Here is a 14,462-nt window from a genome sequence, read left to right on the forward strand (position 1 = left end):
GGTCGCTGCTTTATGACAGTTTTATGACAATACCCTTTCATGGATGGATACTATGCTGAGCTGGTTTCGGAAACTCATGCCACGCGAAGACCGGTTCTTCGATCTCTTCGCGCAGCACGCGAAAACAGTCGTTGGTGCGGCCGAAGCGCTGAATGAACTGCTTTCCGGAAACGACACCGAGAAGCACTGCGCGCGCATCGTCACGCTTGAGAACGAGGCCGACGATATCACCCGCGATGTCCTGCTCGCTGTTCGCCGCAGTTTCATCACGCCGTTCGACCGGGTCGACATCAAGGACCTCATTCAGTCGATGGATGACGCCATCGACATGATGCACAAGACGGTCAAGACCATCCGCCTGTTCGAGCAGAAGAGCTTCGATCCCGTGATGCAGGAGATGGGCAAGACGATCGTCGAGGCCGCGCACATGATCGCCGAGGCCATTCCCCTGCTCGACCGAATTAACGCCAACGCCCCTCGCCTGACGGCGATCGCGGAAGCTGTGACGCGGATCGAGGGACGGTCGGACGAGTTGCACGATCAGGGGCTGAAAGACCTCTTCCACAAGCACGGCGCGACCAACCCGATGGCCTACATCATCGGCAGCGAGATCTACGGCGAGCTCGAAAAGGTCGTCGACCGCTTCGAAGACGTCGCCAACGAGATCAGCGGCATCGTGATCGAGAACGTCTGATGGACGCCACCCTTGCCTTCCCGCTGCTTGCCGGGCTGATCGCGGTCGCGTTGTTCTTCGACTTCCTGAACGGCTTGCATGATGCGGCGAATTCGATCGCGACGATCGTCTCGACGCGCGTGCTCCGCCCGCAGTTCGCAGTTGCCTGGGCGGCCTTCTTCAATTTCATCGCCTTCCTGTTCTTCGGGCTGCACGTCGCCGAGACGCTGGGGACCGGGATCATCGATCCGGCCATCGTCTCGCCGATGGTGATCTTCGCGGCGCTGATGGGCGCGATCATATGGAATATCGTCACCTGGGTGTTCGGCATCCCTTCGAGCTCGTCGCACGCGCTGGTCGGCGGGCTGGTCGGTGCAGGGCTCGCCAAGGTCGGCTTCAGCTCGATCGTCTGGAGTGGTCTCTTGAAGACCGCCGGCGCGATCGTCATGTCGCCGATGATCGGCTTCCTCCTGGCGCTGTTTCTCGTTCTGATCGTCTCGTGGCTCTTCGTGCGGCAGACACCGTTCGCGGTCGACCGCACCTTCCGCATCATGCAGTTCGTCTCGGCGTCGCTCTATTCGCTCGGACACGGCGGCAACGATGCGCAGAAGACGATGGGCATCATCGCCATCCTGCTTTACTCGCAGGGATATCTCGGCGGCAGTTTTCATGTGCCGCTGTGGGTTGTGCTGTCCTGCCAGTCGGCAATGGCGCTCGGCACGCTGTTCGGCGGGTGGCGCATCGTGCATACGATGGGATCGAAGATCACGCGGCTGAACCCGATGCAGGGCTTTTGCGCAGAGACCGGCGGCGCGCTGACGCTGTTCGGCGCCACATGGCTCGGCATCCCCGTCTCGACCACACACACCATCACCGGCGCGATCATCGGCGTCGGCGCGGCACGGCGGGTGTCTGCCGTGCGCTGGGGCCTTGCGGGCAATATCGTCGTAGCCTGGGTGGTGACGCTGCCGGCCGCAGCACTGATTGCCGCCGCCTTCTACTGGATCGCCAGCCTCTTCGCCTGAGCGATCAATATCAGGAGGCGGAATTCCGCCTCCTGTGCCACCACACCGAAAATCGTCGTCTCATTCGCCGCGCGACATGCAGGTCGTGCGACAGCACCAGCACGCCGAGCGGAATCATCCAGAAGCCGAGAATCGGAAGAAAGCCCAGACATCCGCCGAAAATCAGCAGTCCGCCGATCAAAAGCCTTGCTATGCGCGACTTCGGAAGCGGAATGCGGGTCGGCCCCATGACGATGTGGCCGGTGGTGTGATCGATGCCAAAGCGTTTGGCGGTGTTTTTCGGGCTCTCAGTCATCCACAGCATGTGGGGATAACCTGAATGATTGCAAGGAGATGTCATTTTTTTGAAAAAACCGCTTGGCAAATCGAGCAAGCATTTGTATTAGCCCACTCACACCGCGGCGAGCGGTGATCCCTGGTAGCTCAGCGGTAGAGCATTCGACTGTTAATCGACAGGTCGCCGGTTCGAATCCGGCCCGGGGAGCCAGTTTCTAAAAGGCCTGCATTGAAAAATGCAGGCCTTTTTCTTTTCCGAAATCAAAGCGATAGGTTTCGCCTCGAGGTTCCTCGGCGACGGTGTGCGCTTGCGTCATCCCCGCGGGCGATGGAGCCACGGGGATGAAAGACAAAGCGGCGACATCAATAGCCGCAGGAGCGTCCCTCGCTGGGCCTGAAGCCATCTGAGCAGGCGCGGTTCATGGAATCGCCAGGCACATAACCGGATGCCGACCCCGCGGAGGTCGGGTAGCCCGCGCATCCTGTCGTGAGCGCCGAAAGGCCGATCAGCATGATCGCGGCCAGGACGGTTGAAATTCGCTTCATATGAACCTCCTCGAAAATGTCTTGGCTACTAAGCTAGCACGCAGCCGCCAAACGCCATGTAAATTTCTTGGGTCACGATTGGCGAACACTTATTGCGGCTAAGGCACCCTACCCTTGAAGCGTATCGACCTTGCGAAGATCCGGGAAAAGCCGCGTCCACAGAAGCACCACGACGATGGTTCCTAAGCCCCCTATGACGCCGGCAGCAACGGGACCCATCATGCCGGCCAGCATGCCCGATTCAAATTCGCCCAACTGGTTCGAGGTGCCGATGAAGAGCGAGTTGACGGCGTTCACACGTCCGCGCATCGAATCCGGGGTCAGAAGCTGAACCAGCGAGCTGCGCACCACGACGCTGACCGTATCGGCAGCGCCCACCACCAGCAGCGCGGCGATCGAGAGCGCGATGTTAGTCGATACGGCAAAAACGATCGTCGCGACGCCGAACACGGCCACGGCGGTCAACATCTTCGCTCCGACCCTGCTCGTCAGCGAGCGTCTGGCCAGAACGATCGACATGGAGAGCGCGCCGACGGCCGGGGCCGCGCGCAGCATGCCCAGACCCCAGGGGCCGGCATGAAGGATATCGCTGGCGAACATCGGGAGGAGTGCCGTGGCGCCGCCCAGCAGAACGGCGAAGAGGTCGAGCGAGATGGTGCCGAGCATCACGGGCTTGCTCTTGATGAAGGAGACGCCGGCGAAGACGGAGGCGAGCGTGACCGGTTCGCGCTTGCTCGGCGTCCATTCCATGCGGATCGAGATGACGTTGACGCTTGCGACGGCAAAGAGGACGGCGGCCACGGCGAAGGGAGCAACGGCATCGACGCCGTAGAGCAGGCCGCCCAGCGACGGGCCGACGATCAGCGCCGTCTGCATCATCGAGGTCGATGTTGCCACCGCGCGCTGAAGCAGCGAGGGCGGCATAATGCTGGGAAGAAGGGCTGCCATCGTCGGGCGCTCGAAGGCGACGGTCGCGCCCATGATCGTCACCGCCGTCAGGATGCCCGCTGGCGTCAGCCAGTTCTGCCAGGTGGCGACGGCAAGCGCCGCCGACACCGTGGCGAGGATCAACTGGCAGATCAGGCCGATGCGCCTTCGGTCGAAACGATCGGCGACGTGGCCAACCACGAAGGTCAGAACCACCATCGGCAGGAACTGGCAGAGCCCGACCATGGCCAGCGCGAAGGCGCTATGGGTCTGATCGTAGATCATCCAGCCCATGGCGATGGCGACGCACTGAAAAGAGAGAGAAGAGAAGACGCGGGAAGCCGCGAAATTGAGATAGCCGGGATGGCGCAGAACGCTATCCTGGTGAACTACTGATGCATCCATGAGAAAACTGTCCGGCCCGCTGCCGACAGCGCGCCTCTGGGGGTTGTTGCTGCAACCGTTTCCGCCCGGACAGTCGTCCTTGTCAATGGCATCGGGGCCGCTTTCCGTTCGGCCCCGCTAAAACACGTGATCGTGACCGCCAACGGTGCTTGCCGCGGCGGTCATCCGATCAGGGACGTTATCTCTTCTTCTTTGTCGAACGCACCTTGACCGGTGCCGGCGGCGGGATCAGTTCGGCGTCGGCGTAGCAATATCCGGCGACCCAGCCGTCGCTGGCGAAGAGCTTGGAATCACCCTCGGCGTGCCACTGGCAGGTCAGCGAGTTGGGATCCCATGCGGTGACGGTCACGTCATAGACGCCCTTGCCGGCGAAGGTGGTCTTGGGATTGCCCGTCAGACGCCAGCCCTCGGCCGGCTGCATTGTCCATGATACCCTCTGGCCCTTCCGGGCTTTCTGCTTGATGCCGAATTCGGGGGTCTGGCAGCGGTTGGTGGCGGGATCGCAGTTCATCTTCGCCGTCGACATCTGCGTCGGCGTATTTGTCACCACCGTCTGGCAACTGCTGAGCGTAAACGCCACGAGTGTCATGGCCAAGGCAACTTCATACCACATATCCGGCCTCCCATCCGTCACATGCTATCGATGGGGACCACATTACAGCATTACGACAGGCTCGGCTCTTCACCGTTCGGGGGATATGGGAGCCGACGATTACATCGAACGGCAATAGCGATCAGCCAAGCGAGGTGTGCGACGCGTGTTCTGGTACGTATCGCCTCGGCGCCTTCGCCTTCTCCCTGAGATTGTCGAAGAGCGCATAGCCGCCGGTCCAGCGACCGAAGCCGCTGGCGATATTGATATGGCCCGCAAGGCCGATGTTCCTGAGCTCGGTCTTCCACAGACGCGCGTAGAGCGTCAGGCGGTCGAGCTCCATGTAATGGTCGTTCAGGCTGCCGACGGTGATGCTGGGGAACGGCAGCGCCCGTGTCGGCATCGGCCCGAAGCGGATGGCGGCATCCGGGTGTCGCCGTTCCGTGGGGCGCAGGTCGCAGGGAGCGACCAACAGCGCGCCCTTGATGCGGCGCGCCGATGGCCGGTCGGCGAACTTCGCCGTCAGCAGGCAGCCGAGACTATGGGCAACGATATAGGCCTCGCCGTGCTCGAGCAGCACTGCTTCGAGCCGGTCGGCCCAGCGATCAACCAAGGGATCGTCCCAGTCGTCCTGCTCCACCAGAACGCTGTCGGGGCGGTCGCGGAGCCAGTAGCGCTGCCAGTGGCCCTGGTCGGAGCCGTTGAGCCCGGGAATGATCAATGTCGCTGTCATCGCCCTCTCCTAGAAATCGGAATAGCGCGGGCTGTGCATGAGCGCAGAGATTTCGTCGGTCATCTGCATGATGCGCTCGCGCAGATCAGCGCCCGTTCCATCCTCGATGTCCTCGCTACCAAAGCAGTATCGTGCCTCGTGCAGCTCGAGCCTCGCTTCCAGCTGGTCGCGGATGGTGCAAAGGCGATCAAAATGCCTGATGATACTCATCGTCGTCTCTCCTGTACGGCCGCATTCTCCGGCCGCAATCTGATGAGAGCAGTATTCTCTATCTTTTTAGTGGATTAAAGGAATGAGCATCCCTGCATGCGCGAACGAGGGGAAAAATCGGCATGCCGATCTCGCCTGAGGGCGACGATCGACCCACCAGGCGACCCGCGACGCGCGCAACCACCGATGCTGTCGGATAATTTACCGATGTGCCGTGTTAAATCTTTATGCGGGCTGAAACTTTTGATCCACACTCCCCGTAGCTTCGTAACAGAAGCAACACAGAAACAAGGGGATCACATTCATTGTCCGACGATGCAGCAAAGCCGCTTATCCTCTGGTTTCGCAAGGATCTTCGCCTCGACGACAATCATGCGCTGCATGCTGCCTGCCGCACCGGACGCCCGATCATTCCCCTTTATATACGCGAGCCCTCCTCTTCCGGCACCGGGCCTCTGGGCGGCGCGCAAGAGTGGTGGCTGCATCATTCGCTGATGTCGCTCACCGCATCGATCGAAGCGCTTGGCGGCTCGCTCAATCTTGTGAGCGGCGATGCGCTCGATGTGCTCGTCGACCTGATCAAGAAGACGGGTGCGGACACTGTCATGTGGAACCGCCGCTACGATCCGCCGGGCATCGCCATCGATACGCGCATCAAGCGGGAACTCGAGCAGCAGGGCCTCGATGCGCAGAGCTTCGCCGGCCAATTGCTGCATGAGCCCTCGCGGCTGAAGACAGGCGGTGGGACGCCCTACCGCGTCTATACGCCGTTCTGGCGGGCACTCGAAGACGCCGGCGAGCCGCCTCACGCTGTCGATGCGCCGAAGAAGGTCAAATTCGCGCCGGAGCTTCCCGCAAGCGAGAAATTGGCGTCCTGGAAGCTTCTGCCGACCAAGCCGGACTGGGCCAAGGATTTCGCCGAGGTCTGGACTGCCGGAGAAGAGGCGGCGCGCGAGCGGCTTACGGATTTTCTCGATCAGAGCCTTGAGGGCTACAAGGCCGACCGCGATTTTCCGGCCAAGCAGTCGACCTCGATGATGTCGCCCTATCTGGCGCTCGGCGTGATATCGCCTGCCCGCATTTGGGAGGAGACGCGTGGGCTGGATGTGCCGCCGGACGATCTGGTTCACTTCCGCAAGGAGCTCGCCTGGCGCGAATTCTCCTACCATCTGCTGTTTCACTTCCCGAAGTTGCCCTACGCCAACTGGAACGACCGTTTCGATGGCTTCGAATGGAGCAACAGCACCGCGCATTTTCGCGCATGGACCAAGGGCATGACCGGCTACCCAATCGTCGACGCCGGCATGCGCCAGCTCTGGAAGCACGGCTTCATGCACAATCGGGTGCGGATGATCGTCGCCTCGTTCCTGATCAAGGACCTGATGATCGACTGGCGACGCGGCGAAGCCTGGTTCCGCGATACGCTTGTCGATGCCGACCCGGCAAGCAATGCGGCGAGCTGGCAATGGGTGGCGGGCTGCGGGGCGGATGCCGCCCCTTTCTTCCGCATCTTCAACCCGGTGCTGCAGGGCGAGAAGTTCGATCGCGATGGCGCTTATGTCCGCGAGTTCGCTCCCGAGCTTGCGGCGCTCGATACCAAATACATCCACAAGCCGTTCGCCGCACCGCAGAGCGTGCTCGACAAGGCGGATATCAAGCTTGGCGAAACCTATCCCAAGCCGATCGTCGACCACGCGACCGCCCGCGACCGGGCGTTGAAAGCCTACAACGCCGTAAAGGACGCAGCATGAACGCCCATTTTCACCACCCGCACAGTCGCTTGAAGATCGCGGTCATCGGCTCCGGCGTATCCGGGGCATCGGCGGCATGGGCGCTCAATCCGATGCATGACGTGACGCTATATGAGAAGGAAACGCGCGCCGGCGGCCATACCGCCACCGTTGATGTCGATTACGATGGAGTGCACATCCCCGTCGATACCGGCTTCATCGTCTACAACGAGCCGAACTATCCGAACCTGACCGCGCTGTTCGCGCGGCTCGGCGTCGCCACCCATGCCAGCGACATGAGCTTTTCGCTCTCGCTAGACCACGGCAAGCTTGAATGGAGCGGCAGCGGACTGTCTTCGATCTTCGCGCAGAAGCGCAATCTGGTGCGTCCATCCTTCCTCTTGATGATCCGCGAGATATTGCGCTTCAACAAGACCTGCCTTCTCGACCGCGCCGCCGGCCACCTCGCCGCACGCTCGATCGGCGACTATCTCGACTGGCGGGGCTTCTCGCCCGGGTTTACCAACAATTATCTGGTGCCGATGGCAGCTGCGATCTGGTCGACGCCGGCGGCGAAGATGATGCAGTTTCCGGCCGAGCACTTCGTCAACTTCTTCGACAATCACCGCCTGATCTATTCCAGGCAGCACCAGTGGCGCACGGTGACCGGTGGCAGCCGAAACTACCTCGAAAAACTGCTTGAGCCTCTGGGCGACCGGCTGAAGCTCGGGCTCGGCGTGCGCGCGGTCATCAGGACCGAGAGTGGCGTCACCATCGTCGACGAACGCGGCGAGGAGCGCCGCTTCGACAAGGTGATCCTTGCAGCGCATAGCGATCAGACGCGGCGCATGCTTGCCGACGCGACTGAGGAGGAAAAGCGGCTGCTGGCGGCCGTTCCCTATCAGCCGAACAGGGTGGTGCTCCACCGCGATCCGATGCTGATGCCGCAGCGCCGGAAGGTCTGGGCATCCTGGAACTATCTTCGTTCGAGCTCGGCTAATGGTAACGCCGATGTCGCCGTCACCTACTGGATGAACAGGCTGCAGGCGATCGACGATCGCTTTCCTTTGTTCGTGACGCTGAACCCTGATCGAGAGCCGGACCCAAGCAAGGTCTTCGCGGAGTTCAGCTACGAGCATCCACAGTTCTCAGCCGACAGCGTTCAGGCGCAGCGCGCGCTCATGGATATACAGGGACGCAACGGCTGCTACTTTGCCGGCGCCTGGACGGGCTATGGGTTCCATGAGGACGGGCTGACCTCGGGTCTTGCGGCCGCCAAGGCGCTCGGCGCGGCGCTGCGGTGGAGCACGCTGAAAACGGACAACATCGAACCGGAGCTGGACGCCGTCGCATGACGCAGGAACGCGAAGGACGAGGCGTGAGCATGCGCGACAACGGGCCGCCGCCTGAGGCTGCGGCAGCGCTCTATGTCGGCGACGTCATGCATCAGCGCATGAAGCCCTTCGGCCACCGCTTTCGCTATCGCGTGTTCTCGATGGCGATCGATCTCGACCGGCTGGACGAGGCGGATCGGCTGTCCGCGCTGTTTTCGGTCAACAAGCGCAATGCGGTGTCGTTTCATGAGAGCGACCATGGCGGCCGGATGGGCGCCAGGGCGCATGCCGATGAACTGCTGGGGCATGCGGGCTTGCGTGCCCAGCGCGTCGTGCTTGTCTGCTACCCCCGCATCCTCGGCTACGTCTTCAATCCACTCTCAGTCTACCATGCCTATGACAAGCATAATCAGCTGATCGCGATGATCTATGAAGTTCGCAACACGTTCGGCGAACGGCACACATACGTCTGCCCTATCGGCTCAGGCGAGGTCAGCGACACCGGCATTCGGCAGAGCTGCGACAAGATCTTTCACGTCTCGCCGTTCATCGAGATGGGCATGCGCTACAATTTCCGCATGCTGCCGCCGGGCAAGGAGATCCGTTGGCGTATTCTCGAAACCGATGCCGATGGCCCGCTGCTTGCGGCGACCTTCTCAGGACGACAGGTGGGGCTCACGACCAGGAACCTTGCGTGGCTCACGGCCGCCGTTCCGTTTTTGCCGATCAAGATCGTCGGCGGCATTCACTGGGAGGCGCTGAAATTGTGGCTGAAGGGCGCGAAGTACATCGCAAAGCCCGCGCCACCCGCCCCTGTCAGCGTGGTCGCGCCGCGCGAGAGGGCGGAGGCAGCGGAATAGCTAAGCGTGCTTCGATATATGCGTCGATCGTGCGCAACACAGGATTGGAAAATTGTTTGGCTTTTCCAATTTTTACGATAGCGTTCAAAGCAATCGCCGGGGGGCGGAGATTTTCAGCGCATCGTCGTCCTGAACCGGCCAAATCTTGCCGGAGGAGAAAACCATGAGTGATGCTAGTGACTTGACCGATTCTCAACGCAACGCGATCCAGCTGACGCAGCAGAATATCGGACAGGTTTCGAAGGGACTGCCGTTGCGCGCCAAGCTTGCGCTGAGGGCATTGCTTCGCATGCAGCATGGCTCGCTGACGATCGCCTTTCCCGATGGCCGCGTGGTGCGGGTGACCGGCAGCACACCCGGCCAGCACGCAGAGATCCACCTGAAGAACTGGAACATCTGCTACCGGGCGCTTTCCAACGGCACGATCGGCGTCGCTGAGAGCTATATGGATGGCGATTGGGACAGCCCCGATATCGCGGCGTTCCTCGAGCTGTTCATCGTCAACGACGAAGCGATCCAGGATTACGCCAACGGCAAGCGTGGCCTGCCCCGTCTCGTCGAGCGCATCCGCCACTGGATGAATACGAACACCCGAAAAGGTTCGAAGCGGAACATCTCGGCCCATTACGATCTCGGCAACGACTTCTACAAGCAATGGCTCGATCCGACGATGACCTATTCGTCGGCGCTCTATTCCACCGGCGCCAACGATCTGCAGTCGGCGCAGAACGCCAAGTATCGGGCTCTCGCCGAAGCGACCGGGATCAAGCCGGGCGACCACGTGCTGGAGATCGGCTGCGGATGGGGCGGTTTTGCCGAGTTCGCCGCCAGCGAACTGAATTGTCGGGTCACGGGCCTGACGATCAGCCGCGAGCAGCTGGCCTTCGCCGAGGAGCGCATCCGCAAGGCGGGTCTCAGCGACAAGGTCGACTTCCGCTTTCAGGACTATCGCGACGAAACCGGCGTCTACGACAAGATCGTTTCGATCGAGATGTTCGAGGCCGTCGGCGAGAAATACTGGCCCGCCTATTTCTCCAAGCTCGAGCAATGCCTGAAGCCCGGCGGCAAGGCGGGTCTGCAGATCATAACGATTCGGCCCGAGTCCTTCGAGCAGTACAGGAGCAATCCAGACTTCATCCAGAAGTACGTTTTTCCCGGCGGCATGCTACCGACCCGCGAGCATTTGGCGGAACTTGGGCGAAAAGTGAATTTGTCACTGGTGCGGGACTTCGGTTTTGGGTTAGACTACGCTCGTACTCTGGCCGAATGGCGAGAGCGTTTTTGGTCCGTTTGGGAACGAGTTCGCCCACTGGGCTTCGACGAGCGCTTCAAGCGGCTCTGGGAGTTCTATTTATTTTATTGTGAAGCAGGTTTCCGCGCCCGAAACATAGACGTCCGCCAGGTCGTCTTTTCGCGGAGCTGACGAGAGCGGGTGGCGGGACCAGACAGTCGACCTCCTGTCCCGGTCGCCATCCGCCTCGTCTATCCCTCCATAAACATCGTGATCGGTTGTCGGCGCGATGGCTCGTGAGCGACTGAGCTATTCCGCCGGGCTTGGCGTCACCGGGCGGCGACCGTCAGCGCGCGGGCGCTCCTGCCAACCGGTGGCGCGGTTCACCAGCCAGAAGTACAGACTGTAGGGCAACAGGTTGAGAGCCTTCAGCGTGTAGGTGAAGCGCTTCGGGAAGGTGATCTCGAAATTCTTCGACTTCAGGCCCGCATAGATCTCGGCGGCGGCCTCATCGACCGGGATCAGCGACGGCATCGGGAATTCGTTCTTGCGGGTGGCGGGCGTGTCGACGAAACCAGGATTGATGAGCTGGATGCGGATGCCCATCTTGTCGAGATCGAATTTCAGGCTCTCGGCCATGTTGATCAGGGCAGCCTTGGTGGCGCCATAGGCAGCGCCCGTGGGCAGGCCACCGTAACCTGTCACCGAGGAGACGATGGCGATCTGCCCCTGCCCCTTGTGCTTCATGTGACGCACGGCAGGCACGAGGCAATTGACCACGCCCTGCAGATTGACGGCGAAGCTCTGCTCAAAATCCTCGCGGCGCAGTTCCTCGGCATGAACAGGAAGATAGACGCCGGCATTGAAGACAGCGAGCGCCAGCGCGCCGTGCTCGTATTCGATCGATGCGAGCACATGCTCCATGTCTTCGGGATTAGTGACGTCGCCATCGAGAACGATGATACTGCCCGCAAGACCGTTGGCTTCCGATTGCAGCTCGGCGAGCTTTTCATGGTCGCGAGCGGTGACGGCGACCTTGTAGCCTTCGCTTGCCAATTTCAGCGCCAAGGCACGGCCGATGCCGGAGCTTGCGCCTGAGATCCAGGCAATTCCATGTTCGGGGCGGGCTACAAAATCGTTCATGGCGCGACTCCTCAGGCTGTATCGAAGAACGTCGAAACGGGCCCGGAAGTTCCTCTCAACCTCCCGGGATAATGGCTCTATCACGCTATTGTGGCTGCTTTCAGCCGATCAGGTCGCCAATCAGCTGGCGGAAGGACCCGGTCAGTTTGATGGGGGCATCTAGAACGGAAAATGCAATGCAGGGACGATCTTTTTCGGCCACCGGGCGGTGATCGATCGTCTCGTCTGCAACGGAGATGTCGCCGGGGCCGAAGCGGCCGCGATTGTCGTTGAAGGCGCCGTCAAGGATGAGCGTCAGCTCCATGCCCTTGTGGGTATGAGCCGGCATGGCGCGGCCGGGCTTGATCCACATGACGCTGACTTCGCAGCCGTCGATATCGACCGAATATTCCTTGAAACCGGGGAGCTTGGTCTTCCACGGCACCGTATCGACATCGAAGCCGACAAGGCGGCGCAGGGCGCACGGGAAGATGCTTGGTTTGTCAGTCGCGATGAATGGCTTGGGCTCGACCGGCGCGGCGGATGCGAAGATCCGCGCCAATCTGGCATCCCGGTCATCGAGACTTGCTTCGGAGGTCTGCTCAAGCTCTTGGCCGGCCAGAAACTCAAGGTCCTGCACCAGCATCCGACGATCCGGCTTCATTTCCAGATGCGATTCGACAAGAACGCGCGCCGGCTCCGGAAGGGAGCCCGCAACATAATACGCCATCAATGCATCGACCGTGTCGATATGCTCGTGAACCATGATGGTTTCGGTCGTTTCCGCTTTCAGTGATTGCTTTGTCATCATCCATACGATGAATGTCAATCTCCGGATCACATAGCGACCCGGATCAGCACGTGGCGAACCAATCTGGGACGGGAAGTCTAATTTTACCGTGTTGGTTGAGGGCGAGGAATAGGATTTCTTGCCAACCCAGCCTTGTGAAGGGAAAAGACCGTTCCTAAACTAAGTGTTTCAAAGAGGCAGATTCCATGACCGTTCATCCTTCCGTCCTAGAAGCCATTGGCAACACTCCCCTGATCAAGCTCAAGGGAGCGTCGGAGGCGACCGGTTGCACCATTCTCGGCAAGGCGGAATTCCTCAACCCGGGACAGTCGGTCAAGGATCGCGCGGCGCTCTACATCATTCGCGACGCCGAGAAGAAGGGCCTGCTGCGGCCGGGCGGCGTGATCGTCGAAGGGACCGCCGGCAACACCGGCATCGGCCTGACGCTGGTCGCCAAGGCGCTCGGCTACCGCACCGTGATCGTCATTCCCGAGACGCAGAGCCAGGAAAAGAAGGACGCGCTGAAGCTGCTTGGCGCCGAACTCGTCGAAGTGCCGGCCGTGCCCTACAAGAACCCCAACAACTACGTGAAGGTTTCCGGACGTCTCGCCGAGCAACTGGCCAAGACAGAGCCGAACGGTGCCATCTGGGCCAACCAGTTCGACAACGTCGCCAACCGGCAGGCGCATATCGAGACGACGGCGAAGGAAATCTGGGCGGATACATCAGGCAAGGTCGATGGCTTCATTTGCTCCGTCGGTTCGGGCGGCACGCTTGCCGGCACGGCGATGGGGCTGAAGGGCTTCAACAAGGACATCAAGATCGGCATCGCCGATCCGGATGGCGCAGCACTCTATGAATTCTACAAGAACGGCGAGCTGAAGTCCGCGGGCTCCTCGATCACCGAGGGCATCGGCCAGGGCCGCATTACCGCCAATCTCGAAGGTTTTACGCCTGATTTCGCCTACAACATCTCGGATGCGGAAGCCCTGCCCTATGTCTTCGATCTCGTCGAGCATGAGGGGCTTTGCCTCGGCGGCTCGTCGGCGATCAACATCGCTGGCGCGGTGCGTCTGGCCAAGGACCTCGGCCCCGGCCACACGGTGGTGACCATTCTGTGCGACTACGGCAACCGCTACCAGTCGAAGCTTTTCAATCCCGATTTCCTGACATCGAAGTCGCTGCCGCTGCCGGCATGGCTGACCTCGCCTGTCGATATCAAGATCCCATACGAACCCGCAGCGTGAGGCCCAATGCCCGTTAATGCCCTCTATCGTGACGACTTCTATCTCTCGACCTGCGAGGCCGTCGTCACCGCCATCCACGAAGACGGGGGCATCGAACTCGATCAGACCTGCCTCTACGCGACCTCGGGCGGCCAGCCGGGCGATACCGGCTTTCTCGAGCGCGCCGATGGCAGCAAGATCACGCTGGGGCAGACCAAGCATGGCGCCGCCAAGGACATCATCATCCATGTTCCGCTCGAGGGACAGGCAAGCCCCGAGGTCGGCGAGAAAGTGGTGCTGCATGTCGATTGGGAGCGCCGTCACAAGCTGATGCGCATGCACACGGCCTGCCACCTGCTTTCCGTTGTCTGCTCCTATCCGATTACCGGCGCGGCCGTCGGCGAAGAGGAAAGCCGTGTCGATTTCGACATGACCGACACGATCGACAAGGACGAGGTGACGGCGAAGCTGATGGTGTTGGTCGACCAGGACCATCCCGTTTACCTGCAGTGGATCACCGATGAGGAACTGACGGCCAATCCAGGGATCGTCAAATCGAAGAACGTGCGCCCGCCGATGGGGCTCGGTCGCGTCAGCCTCGTCTGCATCGGCGAGAACTCGGCGATTGACAGCCAGCCCTGCGGCGGCACACATGTTGCGACAACACGAGAAGTCGGACAGATTCACATCGCCAAGATCGAGAAGAAGGGCAAGGAAAACCGCCGCTTCCGTATCCGTTTCGGCGCTCCTGGCGACGACGCATAAGCATTGATTGGAGAGAG

16 protein-coding genes and 1 tRNA gene are annotated in these 14,462 nt (G+C 61.0%); 9 read left to right on the forward strand and 8 right to left on the reverse strand.

Features of this window, described 5'->3' with window-relative positions; all coding sequences use genetic code 11:
- Nucleotides 1-52 precede the first annotated feature (52 nt).
- Together B3605_RS19225 and B3605_RS19230 are read left to right on the forward strand one after the other, a co-directional pair.
- Nucleotides 53-694, forward strand: a complete 642-nt coding sequence (locus B3605_RS19225; RefSeq protein ID WP_026283297.1) for a DUF47 family protein — start codon at nucleotides 53-55, stop codon at nucleotides 692-694.
- Nucleotides 694-1,698, forward strand: coding sequence for an inorganic phosphate transporter (locus B3605_RS19230; RefSeq protein ID WP_112941472.1), 1,005 nt, complete (start codon nucleotides 694-696; stop codon nucleotides 1,696-1,698). The genes B3605_RS19225 and B3605_RS19230 overlap by 1 nt, the downstream gene beginning before the upstream one ends.
- Before the next feature lie 10 nt (nucleotides 1,699-1,708).
- Here B3605_RS19230 and B3605_RS19235 read toward each other — a convergent pair whose 3' ends face one another.
- Nucleotides 1,709-2,002, reverse strand: a complete 294-nt coding sequence (locus B3605_RS19235; RefSeq protein ID WP_112941473.1) for a hypothetical protein — start codon at nucleotides 2,000-2,002, stop codon at nucleotides 1,709-1,711.
- A 108-nt stretch (nucleotides 2,003-2,110) separates the two neighbouring features.
- Between B3605_RS19235 and B3605_RS19240 the strand changes: the two genes are divergently transcribed.
- Nucleotides 2,111-2,185: transfer RNA gene (locus B3605_RS19240), tRNA-Asn, on the forward strand.
- A gap of 152 nt (nucleotides 2,186-2,337) precedes the next feature.
- Here B3605_RS19240 and B3605_RS19245 read toward each other — a convergent pair.
- From B3605_RS19245 to B3605_RS19265, 5 genes are all read right to left on the reverse strand, one after another.
- Nucleotides 2,338-2,520: a hypothetical protein gene (locus B3605_RS19245; protein ID WP_112941474.1), complete on the reverse strand. Its 183-nt coding sequence runs from the start codon at nucleotides 2,518-2,520 to the stop codon at nucleotides 2,338-2,340.
- Between the two features lie 108 nt (nucleotides 2,521-2,628).
- Nucleotides 2,629-3,852, reverse strand: coding sequence for an MFS transporter (locus B3605_RS19250; RefSeq protein ID WP_112941475.1), 1,224 nt, complete (start codon nucleotides 3,850-3,852; stop codon nucleotides 2,629-2,631).
- 178 nt (nucleotides 3,853-4,030) lie between these two features.
- Complete coding sequence (locus B3605_RS19255; RefSeq protein ID WP_112941476.1) at nucleotides 4,031-4,465, reverse strand: hypothetical protein; 435 nt, start codon at nucleotides 4,463-4,465, stop codon at nucleotides 4,031-4,033.
- A 121-nt stretch (nucleotides 4,466-4,586) separates the two neighbouring features.
- Nucleotides 4,587-5,177, reverse strand: coding sequence for an alpha/beta hydrolase (locus B3605_RS19260; RefSeq protein WP_112941477.1), 591 nt, complete (start codon nucleotides 5,175-5,177; stop codon nucleotides 4,587-4,589).
- A 9-nt stretch (nucleotides 5,178-5,186) separates the two neighbouring features.
- Complete coding sequence (locus B3605_RS19265; protein ID WP_112941478.1) at nucleotides 5,187-5,387, reverse strand: hypothetical protein; 201 nt, start codon at nucleotides 5,385-5,387, stop codon at nucleotides 5,187-5,189.
- Between the two features lie 305 nt (nucleotides 5,388-5,692).
- Here B3605_RS19265 and B3605_RS19270 point away from each other — a divergent pair, with 305 nt between their 5' ends.
- The 4 genes from B3605_RS19270 (at nucleotide 5,693) to B3605_RS19285 (ending at nucleotide 10,734) form a co-directional block, all read left to right on the forward strand.
- Complete coding sequence (locus B3605_RS19270) at nucleotides 5,693-7,138, forward strand: cryptochrome/photolyase family protein (protein WP_296435602.1); 1,446 nt, start codon at nucleotides 5,693-5,695, stop codon at nucleotides 7,136-7,138.
- Nucleotides 7,135-8,472: an NAD(P)/FAD-dependent oxidoreductase gene (locus B3605_RS19275; protein WP_112941480.1), complete on the forward strand. Its 1,338-nt coding sequence runs from the start codon at nucleotides 7,135-7,137 to the stop codon at nucleotides 8,470-8,472. Before B3605_RS19270 ends, B3605_RS19275 begins: the two co-directional genes overlap by 4 nt.
- Nucleotides 8,469-9,311, forward strand: coding sequence for a DUF1365 domain-containing protein (locus B3605_RS19280; RefSeq protein WP_112941481.1), 843 nt, complete (start codon nucleotides 8,469-8,471; stop codon nucleotides 9,309-9,311). The genes B3605_RS19275 and B3605_RS19280 overlap by 4 nt, the downstream gene beginning before the upstream one ends.
- A 163-nt stretch (nucleotides 9,312-9,474) precedes the next feature.
- Complete coding sequence (locus B3605_RS19285) at nucleotides 9,475-10,734, forward strand: SAM-dependent methyltransferase (RefSeq protein ID WP_112941482.1); 1,260 nt, start codon at nucleotides 9,475-9,477, stop codon at nucleotides 10,732-10,734.
- 117 nt (nucleotides 10,735-10,851) lie between these two features.
- On the opposite strand, the gene B3605_RS19290 is transcribed toward B3605_RS19285, so the two are convergent.
- Both B3605_RS19290 and B3605_RS19295 read right to left on the reverse strand, forming a co-directional pair.
- Complete coding sequence (locus B3605_RS19290) at nucleotides 10,852-11,685, reverse strand: SDR family NAD(P)-dependent oxidoreductase (protein WP_112941483.1); 834 nt, start codon at nucleotides 11,683-11,685, stop codon at nucleotides 10,852-10,854.
- A 100-nt stretch (nucleotides 11,686-11,785) separates the two neighbouring features.
- Nucleotides 11,786-12,430: a ChrR family anti-sigma-E factor gene (locus B3605_RS19295; protein ID WP_112941575.1), complete on the reverse strand. Its 645-nt coding sequence runs from the start codon at nucleotides 12,428-12,430 to the stop codon at nucleotides 11,786-11,788.
- Between the two features lie 230 nt (nucleotides 12,431-12,660).
- On the opposite strand from B3605_RS19295, the gene B3605_RS19300 reads away from it, so the two are divergent.
- The gene (locus tag B3605_RS19300) at nucleotides 12,661-13,701 is read left to right on the forward strand and encodes a cysteine synthase A (protein ID WP_112941484.1); all 1,041 of its coding nucleotides are present in this window, start codon (nucleotides 12,661-12,663) and stop codon (nucleotides 13,699-13,701) included.
- A 6-nt stretch (nucleotides 13,702-13,707) separates the two neighbouring features.
- Entirely contained in the window at nucleotides 13,708-14,445 is a 738-nt protein-coding gene (locus B3605_RS19305; RefSeq protein ID WP_112941485.1) for an alanyl-tRNA editing protein, read from the forward strand.
- Nucleotides 14,446-14,462: the final 17 nt, after the last annotated feature.

Origin of the sequence: Rhizobium sp. UBA1881, from assembly GCF_002338015.1 — a bacterium.
Taxonomy (GTDB): Bacteria; Pseudomonadota; Alphaproteobacteria; order Rhizobiales; family Rhizobiaceae; genus Rhizobium.